The organism is Rhodococcus sp. NyZ502 (assembly GCF_041464245.1).
Lineage (GTDB): Bacteria > Actinomycetota > Actinomycetes > Mycobacteriales > Mycobacteriaceae > Rhodococcus_F > Rhodococcus_F qingshengii.
Genome location: NZ_CP167155.1, coordinates 1,799,951 through 1,819,887, shown reverse-complemented (window position 1 = coordinate 1,819,887; position 19,937 = coordinate 1,799,951). Strand labels below are relative to the sequence as shown.

The window sequence follows — 19,937 nt, the reverse complement described above, 5'->3', positions numbered from 1 at the left end:
TCCCCCCACCTCTTTCGAAGTGGGGGGATTTCTACGAACTAACGCTTAGCGGTAGTCGTTGCTGAAGCCGTAGTCGTCCAGCGGAACTGCAGCACCGGTGTTCTGGCCGAAGCCGTCCGGGCTGTAGTACTGGTCGTCGTACGACGGCACTGCGTAAGCAGCGGCGCGTGCCTCTTCGGTGGGCTGAACCTGGATGTTGCGGTAACGGTTGATACCGGTACCGGCAGGGATCAGCTTGCCGATGATGACATTTTCCTTCAGACCGATCAGCTTGTCCGAGCGGCAGTTGATAGCCGCGTCGGTCAAGACACGAGTGGTCTCCTGGAACGATGCCGCGGACAGCCACGAATCCGTCGCGAGCGACGCCTTCGTGATACCCATGAGCACCGGACGGCCGGCTGCGGGCTCGCCACCCTCGGCGACAACGCGGCGGTTTGCCGACTCGAACTCGGCGCGCTCGGTGAGCGAACCGGGCAGGAACTCGGTGGCACCCGAATCGATGATCGTCACGCGACGAAGCATCTGGCGCACGATGACCTCGATGTGCTTGTCGTGGATCGACACACCCTGGCTCCGGTACACCTCCTGGACCTCGTTGACCAAGTGGATCTGAACCTGACGCGGACCCATGACTCGCAGGACCTCGTGGGGATCGGCAGCACCTTCCATGAGCTGCTGTCCGACCTCGACGTGGTCACCGTCAGCCAAGAGGCTTTCGCGACCGTCGGCGTGCTTGAAGACACGCAGACGCTGACGCTTGCTGAGCTTGTCGTAGACAACCTCTTCGCCGCCGTCGTCCGGAACGATGGTGATCTTGTAGAAACGATCGCCGTCTTCGAGCTGTACCCGACCGGTGACGTCCGCGATAGGAGCCTTGCCCTTGGGCACACGTGCCTCGAACAGCTCCTGGACACGCGGCAGACCGCCGGTGATGTCATCTCCTGCGACACCACCCTGGTGGAAGGTACGCATGGTCAGCTGAGTACCGGGCTCACCGATCGACTGTGCGGCGACGATACCGACAGCCTCACCGATGTCGACCAGCTTGCCGGTGGCCATCGAGCGGCCGTAGCAAGTGGCGCAAACGCCGGTGCCGGTGGTGCAGGTCAGGACCGAGCGGACCTTGACCGTCGTGATGCCGGCTTCGAGCAGAGCATCGATCGCGGGGTCACCGAGATCGTGGCCACGCTCGACGATGACGGTGCCGTTCGCGTCGACTGCATCGGCCGCCAAGGTACGGGCGTACGTGCTGGTCTCCACGTGAGCATCGCGGATCATCGTGCCGTCGGCCTGCTTCTCGGCGATCGTGGTGACGATGCCGCGCTCTGTTCCACAGTCGACCTCGCGGACGATGACGTCCTGCGAAACGTCCACCAGACGACGGGTCAGGTAACCCGAGTCGGCGGTGCGGAGTGCGGTATCGGCCAGACCCTTACGAGCACCGTGCGTGTTGATGAAGTACTCGAGAACGGTCAGGCCTTCCTTGAAGGAAGACTTGATCGGACGCGGGATGAACTCACCCTTCGGGTTTGTCACCAGGCCCTTCATACCGGCGAGCGAGCGAACCTGAGTCATGTTGCCGGCTGCGCCGGACTTCACGATCATCGGGATCGGGTTGCTGTCGGGGAAGTGAGCCTCCATGGCCTTGCCGACCTTGTCGGTCGCTTCCTGCCAAATGGTGACCAGAGCGCTGTTGCGCTCCTTCTTGTCCAGAGCACCACGCTGGTACTGCTTCTCGATCTTGTCGGCCTGAGCCTCGAAGTCCTCGATGATGGCAGGCTTCTCCGGCGGCACGAGCACGTCGGAGATCGAGACCGTGACACCCGAACGGGTGGCCCAGTAGAACCCGACGTCCTTGAGCTTGTCGACGGTCTGAGCAACCACGATCATCGGGTACCGCTCGGCGAGATCGTTGATGATCGTCGCCTGGCGCTTCTTCGGCATCTGCTCGTTGACGAACGGGTAGTCCGCCGGAAGCAGCTCGTTGAAGAGCACACGGCCGAGTGTCGTGGTGGCGGTCCAACCGTCACCGTAGTTCCAGCCCTCGGGGAACAGTTCGTTCTCGAGGTCGCGCGGCGGACGCTGCTGCGTCAGACGCACCTTGATCTGAGCCTGAACCGAGAGCGCGCCGCGGTCGACTGCCATCTGAGCCTCGGCGGGCGAGGAGTACACGCCCTGCTCTGCCTCGTCGTTGGTCGGAGCAACGAGCTCACCGGTGACACCCTCGTCGAGACGGGTCAGGTGGAACAGACCCGTGACCATGTCCAGACGCGGCATGGCGAGCGGGCGACCCGAAGCAGGCGAGAGGATGTTGTTCGAGGACAGCATCAGGATGCGTGCCTCGGCCTGAGCCTCTGCCGACAGCGGGAGGTGAACAGCCATCTGGTCACCGTCGAAGTCGGCGTTGAAGGCCTCACACACCAGCGGGTGGAGCTGAATGGCCTTGCCCTCGACGAGCTGCGGCTCGAATGCCTGGATACCCAGACGGTGCAGCGTAGGTGCACGGTTGAGCAGCACGGGGTGCTCGGCGATGACCTCTTCGAGGACGTCCCACACCTGGACGCGCTTGCGCTCGACCATGCGCTTTGCCGACTTGATGTTCTGCGCGTGGTTCAGATCGACCAGACGCTTCATCACGAACGGCTTGAACAGCTCGAGAGCCATCAGCTTGGGCAGACCACACTGGTGCAGCTTGAGCTGAGGACCGACGACGATGACGGAACGACCCGAGTAGTCGACGCGCTTACCGAGCAGGTTCTGACGGAAGCGACCCTGCTTGCCCTTGAGCAGATCGCTCAGGGACTTCAGCGGGCGGTTACCCGGTCCGGTGACCGGACGTCCACGACGACCGTTGTCGAACAGGGCGTCGACCGACTCCTGCAGCATCCGCTTCTCGTTGTTGACGATGATCTCGGGAGCACCGAGGTCGATCAGTCGCTTGAGGCGGTTGTTGCGGTTGATGACGCGGCGGTACAGGTCGTTGAGGTCGGACGTCGCGAAACGTCCACCGTCGAGCTGAACCATCGGGCGAAGCTCCGGCGGGATCACCGGAACAGCGTTGAGGACCATGCCCATCGGCGAGTTGCCGTTGGTCTGGAATGCCGCAACCACCTTGAGGCGCTTGAGTGCACGCAGCTTCTTCTGGCCCTTGCCGCTGCGGATGGTCTCGCGGAGAGACTCTGCCTCGGCGTCGAGGTCGAAGTTCTGCATCAGGATCTGGATGGACTCTGCGCCCATCGCACCCGTGAAGTACTCGCCGTAACGGTCGACCAGCTCGCGGTACAGGAGCTCGTCGATGATGAGCTGCTTGACGCTCAGCTTGGTGAAGGTGGTCCAGATCTCGTCGAGACGATCCAGCTCACGCTGCGCGCGGTCACGGAGCTGACGCATTTCGCGCTCGCCGCCGTCCTTGACCTTGCGGCGGACATCGGACTTCGCGCCCTCTGCCTCGAGCTCGGCGATGTCGGCTTCGAGCTTCTGCGCACGTGCCTCGAGATCGGCGTCGCGCTGATCTGCGACGGTCTTCTTTTCGACCTGCATCTCGGCTTCGAGGGTGGACAGCTCGTTGTGACGGAGCTCCTCGTCGACACCGACGATGACGTAGGCAGCGAAGTAGATGATCTTTTCGAGATCCTTCGGAGCCAGGTCGAGCAGGTAACCGAGACGGCTCGGAACACCCTTGAAGTACCAGATGTGCGTGACCGGTGCGGCCAGTTCGATGTGACCCATGCGCTCACGACGAACCTTGGCGCGAGTGACCTCGACGCCACAGCGCTCACAGATGATGCCCTTGAAGCGGACACGCTTGTACTTACCGCAGTAGCACTCCCAGTCCCGAGTGGGGCCGAAGATCTTCTCGCAGAAGAGGCCGTCCTTCTCGGGCTTGAGCGTGCGGTAGTTGATGGTCTCCGGCTTCTTGACCTCGCCGTAGGACCAATTGCGGATGTCCTCTGCACTGGCCAAGCCAATGCGGAGTTCATCGAAGAAGTTGACGTCGAGCACGTAACTTCCTTTCCCCGTTGGGGTTACGGTTGCCGGTCACCCGGCAACCTGACTGCCAATTCAAATGTGAACTACGCCCCCGGGCCGCTCTTTCAAGAGCAACCCGGGGACCGAAACCTAGTTCGCGAGGTCGTCGACCGTCGCAGCTTCGTTCCTGGACAGGTTGATGCCCAGGTTCGCTGCGGCCCGCTCCAAGTCCTCGTCGTCGCCGTCCGCCATCGTGATGGCCGCGCCGTCCGAGGACAGCACCTCCACGTTGAGGCAGAGCGACTGGAGCTCCTTGAGGAGCACCTTGAACGACTCGGGGATGCCGGGTTCGGGGATGTTCTCGCCCTTGACGATGGCTTCGTACACCTTGACTCGACCGACCACGTCGTCAGACTTGATGGTCAGCAGTTCCTGCAGCGTGTAAGCCGCGCCGTAGGCCTGCATCGCCCAGCACTCCATCTCACCGAAGCGCTGGCCACCGAACTGGGCCTTACCGCCGAGAGGCTGCTGCGTGATCATCGAGTACGGACCGGTCGAACGAGCGTGGATCTTGTCGTCGACCAAGTGGTGCAGCTTGATGATGTACATGTAACCGACCGAGACCGGGTACGGGAACGGCTCGCCGGAGCGGCCGTCGAACAAGGTGGCCTTTCCGTCGGGTCCGACCATCTGCTCGCCGTCACGGTTCGGCAGCGTCGCGCCGAGGAGACCGGTGAGCTCGTCTTCCTTCGCACCGTCGAACACCGGGGTGGCGATGTTCGAGTCGGCCGGAGCGGACAGCATCTCTTCCGGCAGGGTCGCAGCCCAGTCGGGACGAGAGCCGTCGGACGCGATCTGAACGTTCCAGCCGGTCTTGCCGATCCACCCGAGGTGGGTCTCCAAGACCTGACCGATGTTCATACGACGCGGGACGCCGTGCGTGTTCAAGATGATGTCGACAGGCGTGCCGTCCGAGAGGAACGGCATGTCTTCCTGCGGCAGGATCTTGCCGATGACGCCCTTGTTACCGTGGCGGCCGGCGAGCTTGTCGCCGTCCTGAATCTTGCGCTTCTGTGCCACGTACACGCGGACCAGCTCGTTGACACCGGGAGGCAGATCGTCGTCTTCGTCACGCGAGAACACGCGGATTCCGATGACCTTGCCGGTCTCACCGTGAGGAACCTTGAGGGACGTGTCACGAACCTCGCGAGCCTTCTCGCCGAAGATGGCGCGAAGGAGGCGCTCTTCGGGGGTCAGCTCGGTCTCGCCCTTCGGCGTGACCTTTCCGACCAGCACGTCGCCGTCACGAACCTCGGCACCGATACGGATGATGCCGCGCTCGTCGAGGTCGGCGAGGACCTCGTCGGAGACGTTCGGGATGTCGCGAGTGATTTCCTCGGCACCGAGCTTGGTGTCGCGGGCATCGATCTCGTGCTCCTCGATGTGAATCGAGGTCAGGACGTCCTCTTCCACGAGACGCTGCGACAGAATGATCGCGTCCTCGTAGTTGTGGCCTTCCCACGGCATGATCGCGACGAGCAAGTTCTTGCCCAGCGCCATCTCACCGTTCTCGGTGCAAGGACCGTCGGCCAGAACCTGGCCGGCCTCGACACGCTGTCCCTCGTCCACGATCGGACGCTGGTTGGCGCACGTGCCCTGGTTGGAACGCGCGAACTTGCGCATCCGGTACGTCTTGCGGCTTCCGTCGTCAGCCATCACCGTGACGTAGTCCGCGGAGATCTCCTCCACGACACCGGTCTTCTCGGTGATGATGACGTCGCCGGCATCCACAGCTGCACGCAGCTCCATGCCGGTACCGACGAGAGGTGCCTCGCTGCGAACCAGCGGGACAGCCTGACGCTGCATGTTCGCGCCCATCAGGGCACGGTTTGCATCGTCGTGCTCGAGGAACGGAATCATCGCGGTTGCGACGGACACCATCTGACGCGGCGAAACGTCCATGTAGTCGATGTCGGAGGACGCGACGAACTCGACCTCGCCACCCTTACGGCGGACGAGAATCTTCGAGTCGGTGAAGCGACCCTCGCGGTCGATGGCCGAGTTGGCCTGCGCGACCACGTGGCGGTCTTCTTCGTCAGCGGTCAGGTAGTCGACCTCGTCGGTCACCTGTCCGTCGACGACGCGACGGTACGGGGTCTCGATGAAACCGAACGGGTTGACGCGGGCGTAGACCGACAGCGAACCGATCAGGCCGATGTTCGGGCCTTCCGGGGTCTCGATCGGGCACATGCGGCCGTAGTGCGACGGGTGAACGTCGCGAACCTCGAGGCCGGCGCGCTCACGGGACAGACCACCCGGGCCGAGGGCGGACAGACGACGCTTGTGCGTCAGCCCCGACAGCGGGTTGTTCTGGTCCATGAACTGCGACAGCTGGGAGGTTCCGAAGAACTCCCTGATCGCAGCGACGACGGGACGGATGTTGATCAGCGTCTGAGGCGTGATTGCCTCGACGTCCTGTGTGGTCATGCGCTCACGAACCACACGCTCCATGCGGGACAGGCCCACGCGGATCTGGTTCTGGATGAGCTCGCCGACGGTACGCAGACGACGGTTGCCGAAGTGGTCGATGTCGTCGACCTCGACGGGAACCTCGACGCCGCCCGGAGCCGTCATCGAGGTGTCACCTGCGTGCAGACGCACGAGGTACTCGACGGTGGCGACGATGTCTTCTTCGGTGAGCGTGGATGCAACGATCGGCTGACCCGCGTTCAGGCCGAGCTTCTTGTTGATCTTGTAACGACCCACGCGAGCGAGGTCGTAGCGCTTGTCCTTGAAGAACAGGTTCTCCAGCAGGGTCTGCGCGCTCTCCTTGGTGGGGGGCTCGCCCGGACGCAGCTTGCGGTAGATGTCGAGCAACGCCTCATCGGTGCCGGCGGTGTTGTCCTTCTCCAGCGTGGCCATGAGGATCTCGGAGAAGCCGAAGCGCTCCGTGATCTGCTCGGTGGTCCAGCCGAGTGCCTTGAGCAGGACGGTGACAGGCTGACGACGCTTGCGGTCGATACGGACACCAACGGTGTCGCGCTTGTCGACGTCGAACTCGAGCCATGCGCCGCGACCCGGGATCACCTTGACGCTGTGCAGATCCTTCTCGGTGCTCTTGTCGACGCTCATGTCGAAGTACACACCGGGGGAACGCACGAGCTGCGAGACGACCACACGCTCGGTGCCGTTGATGATGAAGGTGCCCTTGTCGGTCATCATCGGGAAATCTCCCATGAAGACCGTCTGGCTCTTGATCTCACCAGTGTTGTTGTTGATGAACTCCGCGGTGACGAACAACGGCGCCGCGTAGGTCATGTCCTTGTCTTTGCACTCGTCCGTCGAGGCCTTGACCTCGTCGAATCGAGGGTCGGAGAAGGACAGCGACATAGTGCCGTTGAAATCCTCGATCGGAGAAAGCTCCGCGAGGATGTCCTCGAGACCACCGGACACTGCATTGTCGCCGAGTGCCGCTGCTCGTTCACGCCAACTCTGCGCGCCGATCAGCCACTCGAACGAATCTGTCTGTACGTCAAGAAGCCCGGGAACTTCGAGGGGTTCGCGAACTTTCGCGAACGAAACCCTCTTCGGGGCTCCGGGGATTCCGGAAACTGCCTTGGTCTGGCTAGAGACTGCCAAGATGCGTCCTTCCAGCACCTCACGCGGGCCGCTCCGTGCTGTTGCGACCGCCGCTGTATCTGCTTCGAATTTCGCTGGTTACAACCCGAACGAAACCCGTCGCAGAAAGCAAGAAGTACTTGACTTCGCAGCGGTTGAGACGAGGGGTGGACAGGAGGCAGCCAGCGCAACGTCCAAAAGTACACCCTTACTCTGGAAATGTCGAGTCGGGTGTAACTGAGGGTCGAATTCAGATACTGACGTGAGACTGCCGATCACTCGTCCGTGCATGTTCACCGATCAGAGTGGACCTTGCGGACCGCTCCGTCAAGGGCGAGAGCGCGTGTCGCAGCATTCGAACATTCGTGACGCGCATTCGAACACTGCCACCGGGAGTGTAGCCAGCAACGGCGTCACATACGAAAAATCTGGACCGACATCGTGCGTCGATCCAGATCTTCGCGCTGGTGCGCAGGTGCTACTGGTCGCGAATCTCCGAGCTACTGGTCGCGGATCTCCGAGATCAGCCAGTTTCCGTCCTGCTTCTCCAGACTCACGATGACCATTCCGGAGCGAGAGTCTGCCGCCACGCCGTTCTGCGTCGAGCTGACGTTCAGTTGGGCGAGCAACTGTGCTCGGTCCTTCTCGAGCCGTGTGATCCCGATCAGCGGGACATCAGCGGTCGTTGCCGTCTGGGTTTGTTCGACGCCGGCCTTCTGCGTGTCCTTGTACTGCGTCAGCTGATCGCGCATCGACTGGTTCAGGCCCTGGACACCCTTGTCGAAATCGGCGTCGAACGTGTCGGGAGAAAACGTGAAGACTGCAGCCAACGCCGACGGCGTCACACGAAGAACTTCAGCCGTGGCGCCTTCGTCCACCCAGGCGATGTCGTCCGTCTTCGCGCCGACTTTGAAGAAGGCGATGCCGGCGAGGATCGCGACGATGACCGCTGCGGCCCCCAGGATCGCGACCAGGCGCCAACCGGCCTTGGATTGTGTAGGTGTTGTCGCCGACTCCCCCGCACCCGTCTCCGGGGTAGCAGGGGTCTTGGGCTCGTCTGCGACGGTTTTCGCCGGTTTGGTCAGATCGGGGCCCGGTGTGGATTCCGGAGCGTCGGTTTCCGTCTTCGGCGGCTCGATGTCTCCGGACTCTGCCTTCGTGAGCGTCGGCTTCGCAACCTCCGGCTTCGCAACCTCCGGCTTCACAGCCTCCTGTGTTTCCTCTTCCGGCTGTTCGATCGTGGGCTCGACCGGATCCGAATCGGACGTCCCCGCGGGGACGTTGAGCGAGCGAGCGCTTCCGGCGATCTTCGGCCGACGGTTCTGCGGGGAGGACGGTCCGCCGGTACGACGTTTGGGTGGCATTACGCGCTTCTCCTTCGAGGGATGTCGGTGTGCAGGTTCGACGAACTACTGGCCACCGGAATCACCACCCTCGGTTGTCGGTGCAGGAGCACCGGAGGCAGGTGCCTCGGTCCCCGAACCGGGTGCGGGCGTTGCGTCAGGAGCAGGCGTGGAGCCGTCGGTGGCCGGCAGGGTGCCGGAGCCGAGATCGAGCCGAGAGCCGATCGGATCAGCCGACTGAGCCTTCCAGACCCCGTCGACCTCGACCATGCCCAGCCGCATGCCGAGCTGATTCTTGACGAACTGGTTGCCCTGGGTCGTGGTGACTCGAACGACGACCAGTGCCGTGGCGGTCCGGTCATCGGTATTGAGCTCGGTCAGCGCGGACTGAACGACTTCGGTGTCAGCCTTCGAGCCCGAGTTACGCAACTCGTCTGTGATGGAATCCTGAACGGTCTGCAGATACGTCGTCATCTCGTCACCGGTCACCGAAGAACGCATGTTCTCGATCGACTGGTCGAGATTGGCCGAATCCGCGTTGTTGAGGTTGATCGCGACTTGCTGCGCACCGATAAGCGCGTCGTCACGCATCTCGGCGGTGGTGCGGTCGGTGGTGAGCGCCCGAACGTACGGGACGCCGAACACACCGAGCGCAACCACTGCCGCCAGAAGCAAGACACCGACCGCAATCAGAGACGCTGTCAGCCCCTTCGGTCTACCGGTTGTCGGCGCTCCCGATTCGACTTGCTCGGGCCCGCCGGACTGCGGGGAACTGTTTCTCTGAATCACACTCACTACCCTACTTACCTGTTTTGCCCAGCCTCTGGCCGCGAATCGTCAACTGCCACAACTCAGTAGCCTGAACTGCACAAACTCGACCACATTCGGATCGGTCTACTTCGGTGTCACTCCGAGCAACGGCGCCAACTGCGTCGCGATCGGGTTGAGGTTCAACTTGTCCGGATCGACCTTCGGCTTGAAGTCCCAAGGCTGGATCGTGTCGGGATCGGCGTACACCACGCGGTTGGCACTGCGGACGCCCGTCTCGCTGCCCAGCGGCGTCTCACACGACGCGGCGGTGTTGAGCGGGAAGTCCTGCTGGGTGTCGTCGAAATTGGGATTCTGACGCTTCATCTCGTCCAGGATCGCCATGGTGCCTTCGTAACCCACCGTGCACGAGAGCGGATTGTTGGTCTCCAGCACCAAGCCCTGATGGACCGTTCCGTCGCCGGGAGCAACCGTCGGTGCGGCAGCGGCCAGACCGGGAAGGAAGATCAGGAACGGCTGCAGCGCGATCGTTCGCGGCGCAAGCGTCTTGGTGGTCGCGGCAAGATTGGTCAGGTCAGTCGTCAGGCTCGGGCCCGCCTCGTTGATGAGGGCACCGATCTGATCGCTGGCCGGGATGCCGTTGTCGATCAAGCGACGGATGTCCGGATCACTGGTCCGCAACTGCGCCGTGACAGCATCGAGATCGGTACTGAACTGCTTGATCGCGGAGGACTGATCCGACTGCGTCGTCAATACCGTCTCACTGTTCCGAATCAGCGCGAGCGTCTGAGGCAGAGTGTCGAGCCCGGACTGCGAGAGACCGGACAGCGAATCGGCCAGGACCTGAATGTCCTCGCCCTTGCCGTTGAACGCTGCACCGAGTTCGACGGCGACGGTGTGGAGCGCGTCGACGGGCACGGACTTGACCAAGCCGTTGGCACTGGTCAGCACATCCTCGATCGGGATCGGAGTTGTGGTGTCCCCCACCGCGATCACCGAGCCGTCCTCGAGAAACGGTCCCTGGTCGGTATCGGGCTGAAGGTCGACGTACTGCTCACCGATGGCGGAGCGGTTGGCCACGACGGCACGGGCCGACGCGGGAATCTCCGGAGCACTGTTGTCGATCTTCAGGTCGACCTGAATTCCGTCCTCGGTCAACGACATGTCGCCCACTCGCCCGACCGGCACGCCGCGATACGTCACCTCGGCGTTGGTGAAAATTCCACCGGACGTGGCCAATTCGGTCTTGACCGTGTACTGACCGAACCCCATGAGGTTGTCCAGGCGCACGTACTTGGCGCCGACGTAGATGAGACCCAGGAGCGCAACCACGACAAAGCCGACGAGCTGCCATCTGACCAGAGCTGATCTCACTGTCCATCACCGCCGATTCCGAACTGTTCCAGCATTCCCTGGATGGGGTTGAGTGGGTTCGCCGCGGGCGCCGGCGTTGCCGGGTCACCCGCTGTTGTGGCGGGAAGGCCGGCGACAACGGGAACCTGCGGCAGGATCGGAGCGATCGGCAGCAGTGACACTGTCGGCCAGCCCGGTCGCGGTCCGTTGCCGTTGTAGTACGGGTTGGAGGGGTCGACCACCGGCTTGGGATTGCCGAACTTGGGCTGGCGGTATTCCGGTTCTCCCTGCCCGACACCGAGACCCGAGAGTGTATTGCCGATCTGCAGGTCGACACTCAGGAAGAGGTTGACGGAACCACCCTGTGCAATCTTCTCGACACCGTCCGGGAACGGGAACGTCGGAAGGAACGGAAGTGCCCCCACGAAGTCGTCACCGGAGTCTGCGAGCGCCTGCAGCGTCGGACGCAGAGCCTGAAGATCAGCGATCAGATCGTCCTTGGACTGTGTGAGGACGTCGGTTCCCACTGTTCCGAGTCGATCCACCTGAGCGAGCATCTGCGTCAGCTGCGGACGCTGCTCGTTGAGAACCTGTGTCGCAACGGGGAGTTCCTCGAGAATCTTCCCGATCTTCTCGTTCTGATCGTTGACGCGGGTCGAGAGCACATCCAGGCCGTCGAGCGCGCGGGTGATGTCGTCACGCTGTTCGTTGAGTCCACCGATGAGTGTGTTCGCCTGCTCCAGAAGACTTCTCGTCTTGCCCTCGCGACCGTCGAATGCGGCCCCGAGTTCTTCGACGATGGGCTGCAACTGGCCCACACCGCCGCCGTTGAGCAGCAGCGACAATGCGCCGAGAACCTGCTCGATCTCCGTGGCGTGGCGAGTGCGATCGAGCGGAATGAGGTCACCGTCGGCCAGCTTCGCAGAGTCCGGTCCGGACGGCGGGGCCGACAACTGGATGAATTTCTCGCCGAGCAGGTTGGTCTGCTCGACCGCGGCAATTGCGTTGGCGGGCAGATCAACCGACGAGTCGAGGATGATGCCGACGTCCGCGGTCCATCCGTCCGGTCCGACCGACACGTCGTCGACGCGACCGACGGGAACGCCGTCGACCTTCACAGCGGACTGCGGAACCAAGTCGAGCACGTCGTCGAACTGAATGGTCAAGTGCATCGGATCGGAACCCACATCAGGACCGCCGGGAAGCGGGACAGCGTAGATCCCCTCGGACGAGCAGGCGGTTGCCGAGATCAGGACGGCGCACAATCCGGCGCCGACTATCAATGAACGCTTCACTCGCCCTCCCCGTTTCCACTGGTCAGTCGCGGTGACACGACGCCGGGCACAGTGCCCGGAACTACCTGCATCTGTCGTTCGGAACCGGCAAGGATGCCGAAGGGAAGGTTCAGGCCTGCAGCCTGATTGGCTGCGTCGGTCATCGCTGCGACGTTTGCGCACTGGTCGATGGCCGGTTGCATCTGCCTTCCCAATGCCTCGAACCGCGGATCACCGGGCAACAGCTTGCCGAGGTCCATCAACTTGCAGAGCACTCCGGCCGGGTTCTGAAGATCAGGGAACGCCAGACGTGAAGCCAGCACACCTGATTCGGCGTCGTACGAGTTGACCAAGTTGGAGATCGCCAGCGGAAGCATGGTGAGCGTGTTGGCCAGTGCTTCCTTGTTGTTCGCCAATGTCTGTGTCGGTTCGACGAGACCTTCGGTTGTCTGGACCAGTTGATCGCGGTTGTCGGCCACGAACTTCGCGACGTCGCCGAGCGCAATCGAGAGCTGGTTCAGAGCGGCACCGAGATCGTCGCGCTCACCTGCCAAGAATCCGGTCAGGTCCGACAACTGCGTGTTGAACTGGCGCACCTGCTGATCGTTGGCCGCGAGAGCGCCCACAAAAGTATCCAGGTTCTTGATGGTGAGCGAGATGTTGTCACGCGAATCGTTGAGCGTCCGTGCGGCATCCGAGAGGTTGGTGATGCTGTCTCCCAACGCTTCACCGTTGCCCTCGAGGTTGGCCGCACCTGTCTCGACGAAATCGGACAGTGCTCCGTTCTTGTTGGCACCTTCAGGACCGAGAGCCGACGCGAGTTCGTCGATGCTGGAGTACAACTGGTCGACCTCGACGGGCGTCGCCGTCTTCTCGATCGGAATGACTGCACCGCTGGCCATCTTGTCGCCGCCGGTGAAGACCGGTGTCAGCTGGATGTAGCGGTCGGCAACCACCGACGGCGTGATCTGAGCGGCACTGGCACCCGCGGGAATGTCGATCCCACGATCGACACGCAGCTCGACCTTGACCTGATCTCCCTGGGGTTCGACGGATTCGACGGTGCCGACCTTGACACCGAGAACACGAACGTCGGAGCCGTCGTAGATACCCACCGACTTGTCGAAGTAGGCGGTGATCTTGGTGGTTCCGGCGCGAGTGAACACCCACCACAGCGCACCACCGATTACGAGTAACCCGATCAGAACAGCGGCGATGATCGCGACCGAGCGCTTCTTGGAGCCGATTCCGGCTTCGGCAGTATCAGCCATCAGTTGCCTCCCAACGTACGAACGGGGTCACGGTAGCCCGGAATGTCCGGCAGACCCGGCGGAAGGAGGTTCACGACGACCTGGTCGAACCAACGGCCGTTGCCGACCACGTTGGCGTACAAGCGAATGAAGGGTTCGTAGAGCTTCAGTGCCTTGTCCAAGTTCTCGTTGTTGGCCTTCAAGATGTCGATGACGCCGTTGAGCTGCGTCAGCGCCGGCCCGATTGCCGCCTCGTTGTCACGAACGAGACCGGTGAGCTGCTGAGAGACGCGCTGAGTTCCGGTGAGCAGCTGCGAAATCGCTTGCTGGCGATTGTTGAGTTCCTGCACCAAAAGTCCGCCGTCTCGGATCAGCTGGGTGAATTCCTTGTTGCGGTCAGCAAGAATCTGCGACGTCTTCCCGGTGGCGGCGAAGAGCTTCTGCAAGTCCTGATCGCGGCTCGCGATCGTCTGCGACAGCCGACTGACACCGTCGAGCGAAGCGCGGACATCGCCAGGTGTCTCGGAAAATGCCTGGGACAACGTCTCCATGCTCTTCGCCAACTGGTCGGTGTCGATGTCGCCTACTGTGTCCGCCGCGGCCGAGAAGGCCTGAACGACGTCGTACGGAGAGGTGGTGCGCTCTAGCGGAATCCGATCCTTGGGATCGAGGTTGTCGGTTCCGCGCGGATCTAGTGCGAGGTACTTCTGTCCCAGAATGGTCTTGATCTGAATGGACGCAGAGGTTTGATCTCCCACCCACGCGTCACTGACCTTGAAGTCGACGAGAACACGGTCACCGTCGAGATCGACGGAAGTGACCTTGCCGACCTTCACGCCGGCGATACGAACCTCGTTACCAGGCTTGAGACCCGCGGCTTCGGAGAACTCGGCGGAATAGGACGAGCCTGCTCCCACGAACGGAAGCGAATCGAGGAAGAACGCGGACAAAGTGGCCAGCAGCACCACGAAGATACCGATGGCTCCGGCCATTGCCGGACTGCGACGTTTACTCATCGACCTTGCAACTCCCTCATACCGTCTTGAGTGCATCGCGTGGCCGCGTTGGTGTAAATCGGCTGATTGACCGTCGGCAGGCCGGTGGGCAGATTCAGCGACGCAGACTGTCCTGGACCGGCAACGATGTCGATTCCGCACAGATAGAACTGGAACCAGGAACCGTAGCTCGCTACGCGTGCGAGCTTCTCGAGCTTGACCGGCAAGGTCTCGAGCACCGCGTTGACGTCGTCACTCCGACGATTGAGTGTGGTCGCCAGCGTGTTGAGTGCCGTGATCGAGCCCTGAATCGACGGCCGCGTCGGCTCGAGCAAGTCTGCCGTCGCGTCGGTCAGGCCTGCGAGTGAGGTGACGGCCGAACCGACCACCCCACGCTCGTTGGCCAACCCGGTGACGAGTTGCTGGGTGTTGACGATCAGTGAATCGAGGTTCTTGTCGTTCGCGTTGACGGTGTCGAGAACGTCGTTGAGGTTCTTGATCACCGCGCCGATGACCGCGTCCTTGTCCGCGACGGTGTTGGTCAGGCTCGCGGTGTTGCGCACGAGCTCACTGATGGTGCCCGATTCGCCTTGGAAGACCTGGATGATCTGGTACGACAGCTTGTTGACGTCGTCCGCGCTCAGGGTGGTGAACAGCGGCTTGAAGCCGTTGAAGAGTGTCGTGAGGTTGACTGCCGGGCGCGTCTGAGACAGCGGCAGGGTATCGCCGCCGGTGATCTTCTTGCCTTGGCTGCCTTCACCTTGCGAGAGCGAGATGTACCGCTGCCCCACCAGGTTGCGGAACCGGATGGTGGCGATGGAACTGGCCGGCAACCAATCACGGTCGGATACCGAGAACTGGACCTCGGCCTGGTTGTCGTTGACGATGGCAATCTTCTCGACCTGGCCGACACGAACACCTGCAATGCGAACCTCGTCGCCCTCGTTCAACGAAGTGACGTCGGAGAAGACGGCGTTGAACTTGGTGCCGCCACCGCCGCCGAGGTTGGCGATACTGGCTGCCAGCAGTCCTGTCGCCAGGACCGTCACCACAACGAAGATGATGAGCTTTGTCAGCGGAGCTGCGAGTCCTCTCATTGGACGCTCACCTCCGCACCTGCGAATGCCGGAGCGCTGACCATCGTGGTCCACGCCGGAACATCGTCCGGCGCAACACCGTTGGCCTGTCCGTAGATCACCTTCAACGTATCCTCTTCGAGTTTCGAGCCCGCGTAGCCGGCCTGCTGCGCAGGACCGCTGTTGTTGGTCGAGAACAACTGAGGTCCGGAGCCCTCGGGTGCAGGCAGGAATTCCATGGTGGCGGGACCTGGATTGCGGGAAGGAACCTGGTAGGAACCGTCACCGTACGAACCGCCGGGGTACTGCGGGAACGGACGACCGGGCTCGGTGACGTTGTCGTAGCAAACCGGGCCGCGGTTGTCGACGAGCCGTGGCTCGTCCTGGTTGGGCAGGTAGCGACCCTTGGGGTTCACGATCTGAATACTCGCACGCACACCAGGATTGGGCGCGTCGGTGGACAGGATCTTGGCAGCTTCCGGAGCGGTGTCCGAGAAGCCCTTGAACGTGCACCCGAAGGTCGGAGAGTACTGGGCCAGAAGCTGGAGAGCTTCCTTCGAATCCGCAGCGAGCGTGATGATCGAGGACGAGTTCGCTTCGAGGAAGGCTGCGGTGTCCGACGATGTCACGGTGAGCGACGCCAGCAGTGTCCGCAACTGGTCCTGCTTCTGCACCACCGTGTTACCCGTGGTCCGCAGATTGTCGAGAGCGTTGATCAGATCGGGCGCAGCGTCCGAGTACGTCTGGGAGAAGTCCGCGAACTTGCGCAGATCCTCTTGCACCGCGGGCAGTTCGGTATTGACGCCGCGGAAGATCTCCTCGAGACGATCGACCGTCAGACCGAGCTCGGCGCCGCGTCCCGTCAGACCCTGCGCGAGAGAACCGAGAGTGTTCGCCAGATCCTGCGGCGGAATCGCCTGCAGAAGTGGGAGCAGTCCGTCCAGAACGTCGCCGACCTCGACAGCATTGCCGCTCTTGTCCTGGTGGATCACCGTTCCCGCGGAAATCGGGGTCGCGGTGGTTCCCTCCGGAATGATCAGGGAGACGTAGCGCTCACCGAAAAGCGTCTTCGGGAGAAGACGCGCCGTGACGTTGGACGGAATGAGATCAGCCTTGTCCGGCTCGATCGCGAGGACCGAGGTGACCTGGCCGTCTTTCGTCGACGCGGATCGCACCTCGCCGACCAGCAGCCCACGGACCTTGACGTCCGCGTTGGGTGGCAACGCATTTCCGACTGTGTCGGTCACGAGGTCGATCTTCACGACGTCCTTGAACGTCTTGTTGAAGGTTCCGATGGTGAAGGCCAGGAACAATGCCAACACCACGAAGAACACGAGTCCGAGCACACGGCGGCGCAGGACTGACGGAGCCTCGATCATCCGGCCACCCTCACTGTCGTCGTGGTGCCCCAGATTGCGAGGCTGAGGAAGAAGTCGAGAACGGCGATCGTCACGATTGCGGCGCGAACAGCGCGGCCGACGGCCACGCCGACACCTGCGGGACCACCTGAGGCATGGAACCCGTAGTAGCAGTGGATCAGGATCAGCACGAAGGCGAATACCAGGACTTTCGCAAACGAATACAGCACGTCCTGCGGTGGCAGGAACAGGTTGAAGTAGTGGTCGTAGGAACCCGTCGACTGCCCGTTGAAGACCGTGCTGATCACTCTCGAGGCGAGGTACGCCGCAAGCAGACCCACGATGTACAGCGGGATGACGGCGACGAAGCCGGCGATCATGCGCGTCGTGACCAGGAACGGCACCGACGGAACTGCCATGACCTCGAGCGCGTCGATCTCTTCGGAGATACGCATGGCACCGAGTTGGGCGGTGAAGCCACAACCAACCGTGGCCGAGAGCGCAAGAGCCGCAACGATCGGAGCGATCTCACGGGTGTTGACGTATGCGGAGAGGAAGCCGGTCAGGACCGAGCTACCCAACTGCTCCAGAGCGGCGAAGCCCTGGAGGCCGACGACGACACCGGTGAATCCGGACATCATCGCGATGACGCCGATGGTTCCGCCGATCACTGCGAGCGCACCGCTACCGAAGGTCACTTCGGCGAGTAGTCGAAGCGTCTCCTTCCGATACCGATGCAGGGTGCGCGGGGTCCACGCGATGGCGCGCGCGTAGAACGACATCTGCTCGCCCGCGCGGTCCAACGCGTTCACTGGAATTCTGGCTACTTTGCGACTCTTCAGCAGGAACTGATCGCCGCGGCCTCGTGCGATGGTCATTTAGGTCAAGATCCCTTCGCCGGCACGATCTGGAGGTACACCATCGTCAGAATCAGATTGGCGAAGAACAACAGCAGGAACGTGATGACGACGGCCTGGTTCACCGCCTCACCGACGCCCTTCGGGCCACCGGACGGGTGGAGTCCCTTGTACGCGGAGATCACACCAGCGATGACACCGAACACCGCGGCTTTGATCTCACCGCTCCAAATGTCCGGTAGCTGCGCAAAAGCTGAGAACGACGAGATGTAGGCACCGGGGTTACCGCCCTGCAGGATCACGTTGAAGAAGTAACCACCCGCGATACCGACGACGGACACCAGTCCGTTGAGCAGAACAGCGATCAGCACCATCGCGAGTACACGCGGAACCACCAGGCGCTGAATCGGATTGATTCCGAGGACTTCCATCGCGTCGATCTCTTCACGGATGGTTCGAGAACCGAGATCGGCCGTCACGGCCGATCCGGCCGCACCGGCGACCAGCAACGCTGTCACCAGGGGGCTACCCTGCTGGATCACCGCCAGGACGCTGGCAGCGCCGGTGAACGATTCTGCACCCAACTGCTTGATCAGCGAACCGGTCTGCAGTGAGACGACGGCGCCGAAAGGGATGGCTACCAATGCCGTCGGCAAAATTGTCACGCTGGCGATGAACCAGGCCTGCTCGATGAACTCACGGAACTGAAATGGACGCCGGAACGTATTCCTGACGACGTCGACAAACAGTTCGACGATGTTTCCGGCCTGAGTTAATGCTCCGTTGACCGGACTCAGAACCGAGTTGCGGGTAACCCCCATCCGATATGCCTACCCTTGCCCGTGTGTCGTGTTTCCGTAGGGATCGCCCTCGTATGCAGGAATGACCTGCGTGTCTTGCGAGTTGTCGTTCCACTCCCCCTGATAGCCGCTCGCTTCGGCGTACTGGGGATCGTACTGCCCAGTTCCGTCAACCTCGTCGAGGCTGTCCTGAATCGCCGCCTGTGCGTTAGCTGGGAGGGTGTGCATGATCTGACGGACGCGCTCCTGGCGACGACGAACAGCCTGCCGCTCCGGGTTTCCGGGGGTGGCCTTCATCTGCGGCACGATGCCCTCGACGTCGTCGACACCACCGGCGTGGTGACCGGCGTCGACGAGCGCCTGCTCGTGCGCCATCTGAGCCTCGTCCTTCTCCTCCGACATACCGATCGGACCGATCATCGTTCCGTTGAGGAACTGCTTGACGACGGGCTCGTCCGAGGTGAGCAGCACCTCACGAGGACCGAACATCACCAACTGACGACGGAAGAGCATGCCGATGTTGTCCGGCACCGTGCGTGCGAGGTTGATGTTGTGCGAGACGATCAGAATCGTCGCGTCCGACTGGGCGTTGATGTCGATCAGCGTTTGGCTGATGTACGTCGTACGCACCGGATCCAGACCGGAGTCGGGCTCGTCGACGAGGATGATCTCGGGATCGAGAACGAGTGCACGCGCCAGACCGGCACGCTTGCGCATACCGCCGGAGATCTCACCGGGAAGCTTGTCCTCGGCGCCGACCAGACCCGTGAGGTCCAACTTCTCCATCACGATCTTGCGGATATCGGATTCCGACTTCTTGGTGTGCTCACGAAGCGGGAAGGCGATGTTGTCGTACAAGTTCATCGAGCCGAACAGTGCGCCGTCCTGGAAGAGAACGCCGAACAGCTTGCGGATCTCGTAGAGCTCCTTGGAGGAGCACTGCAGGATGTCCGTGCCGTCGATGACGATGGAGCCTTGTTCAGGGCGGAGCAGTCCGATCAGGGACTTCAGGAACACCGACTTACCGGTACCCGAAGGCCCGAGCAGTGCGCTGACCTCACCCGCGGGAAGTGTCAACGACACGTCCTGCCAAATCCTCTGCGACCCGAAAGACTTTGTCAGTCCTTGTACCGCTACCTCGACTCCCACCATTACCTCCGCGACGTCCGTTGCATGCATGCACCCGTGTGGGTTGGGTCACTCTATCGCATGGGAGTGGTACCCGTGACTGCGAATACTACTAACGAGTAGGGAAGAAGCATAATTCAGATCACAG

13 protein-coding genes are annotated in these 19,937 nt (G+C 62.2%); all 13 read right to left on the bottom strand.

Annotated features, from left to right (window positions below; all coding sequences use genetic code 11):
* Positions 1-45 precede the first annotated feature (45 nt).
* A complete protein-coding gene (locus tag ACBG85_RS08665) occupies positions 46-4,002 on the bottom strand; it encodes a DNA-directed RNA polymerase subunit beta' (RefSeq protein ID WP_003941914.1) in 3,957 nt (1,318 codons plus the stop codon).
* A 117-nt stretch (positions 4,003-4,119) separates the two neighbouring features.
* Positions 4,120-7,626 carry a DNA-directed RNA polymerase subunit beta gene (gene rpoB / locus ACBG85_RS08660; RefSeq protein ID WP_003942068.1) on the bottom strand — a complete coding sequence of 1,169 codons (3,507 nt, stop codon included), beginning with the start codon at positions 7,624-7,626 and terminating at the stop codon, positions 4,120-4,122.
* Between the two features lie 461 nt (positions 7,627-8,087).
* On the bottom strand, positions 8,088-8,951 hold the full coding sequence (locus ACBG85_RS08655) for a hypothetical protein (protein ID WP_372027078.1): 864 nt from the start codon (positions 8,949-8,951) through the stop codon (positions 8,088-8,090).
* 45 nt (positions 8,952-8,996) lie between these two features.
* Positions 8,997-9,725: a hypothetical protein gene (locus tag ACBG85_RS08650; RefSeq protein ID WP_007728440.1), complete on the bottom strand. Its 729-nt coding sequence runs from the start codon at positions 9,723-9,725 to the stop codon at positions 8,997-8,999.
* A 99-nt stretch (positions 9,726-9,824) separates the two neighbouring features.
* Complete coding sequence (locus ACBG85_RS08645) at positions 9,825-11,072, bottom strand: MCE family protein (protein WP_003942085.1); 1,248 nt, start codon at positions 11,070-11,072, stop codon at positions 9,825-9,827.
* On the bottom strand, positions 11,069-12,346 hold the full coding sequence (locus tag ACBG85_RS08640) for an MCE family protein (RefSeq protein WP_003941859.1): 1,278 nt from the start codon (positions 12,344-12,346) through the stop codon (positions 11,069-11,071). The genes ACBG85_RS08645 and ACBG85_RS08640 overlap by 4 nt, the downstream gene beginning before the upstream one ends.
* Positions 12,343-13,596 (bottom strand): MCE family protein, encoded by a 1,254-nt coding sequence (locus tag ACBG85_RS08635; protein WP_372027076.1) that lies wholly within the window; start codon positions 13,594-13,596, stop codon positions 12,343-12,345. The genes ACBG85_RS08640 and ACBG85_RS08635 overlap by 4 nt, the downstream gene beginning before the upstream one ends.
* Positions 13,596-14,591 carry an MCE family protein gene (locus ACBG85_RS08630; RefSeq protein ID WP_003942053.1) on the bottom strand — a complete coding sequence of 332 codons (996 nt, stop codon included), beginning with the start codon at positions 14,589-14,591 and terminating at the stop codon, positions 13,596-13,598. The genes ACBG85_RS08635 and ACBG85_RS08630 overlap by 1 nt, the downstream gene beginning before the upstream one ends.
* Entirely contained in the window at positions 14,588-15,667 is a 1,080-nt protein-coding gene (locus tag ACBG85_RS08625) for an MCE family protein (RefSeq protein ID WP_003941932.1), read from the bottom strand. Before ACBG85_RS08625 ends, ACBG85_RS08630 begins: the two co-directional genes overlap by 4 nt.
* On the bottom strand, positions 15,664-17,025 hold the full coding sequence (locus tag ACBG85_RS08620) for an MCE family protein (RefSeq protein WP_003942007.1): 1,362 nt from the start codon (positions 17,023-17,025) through the stop codon (positions 15,664-15,666). Before ACBG85_RS08620 ends, ACBG85_RS08625 begins: the two co-directional genes overlap by 4 nt.
* Entirely contained in the window at positions 17,022-17,882 is an 861-nt protein-coding gene (locus tag ACBG85_RS08615) for an ABC transporter permease (RefSeq protein ID WP_003941894.1), read from the bottom strand. The genes ACBG85_RS08620 and ACBG85_RS08615 overlap by 4 nt, the downstream gene beginning before the upstream one ends.
* Before the next feature lie 5 nt (positions 17,883-17,887).
* Positions 17,888-18,682 (bottom strand): ABC transporter permease, encoded by a 795-nt coding sequence (locus tag ACBG85_RS08610; RefSeq protein ID WP_003942038.1) that lies wholly within the window; start codon positions 18,680-18,682, stop codon positions 17,888-17,890.
* A 9-nt stretch (positions 18,683-18,691) separates the two neighbouring features.
* Positions 18,692-19,813: an ABC transporter ATP-binding protein gene (locus ACBG85_RS08605; RefSeq protein ID WP_007728450.1), complete on the bottom strand. Its 1,122-nt coding sequence runs from the start codon at positions 19,811-19,813 to the stop codon at positions 18,692-18,694.
* Positions 19,814-19,937 lie beyond the last annotated feature (124 nt).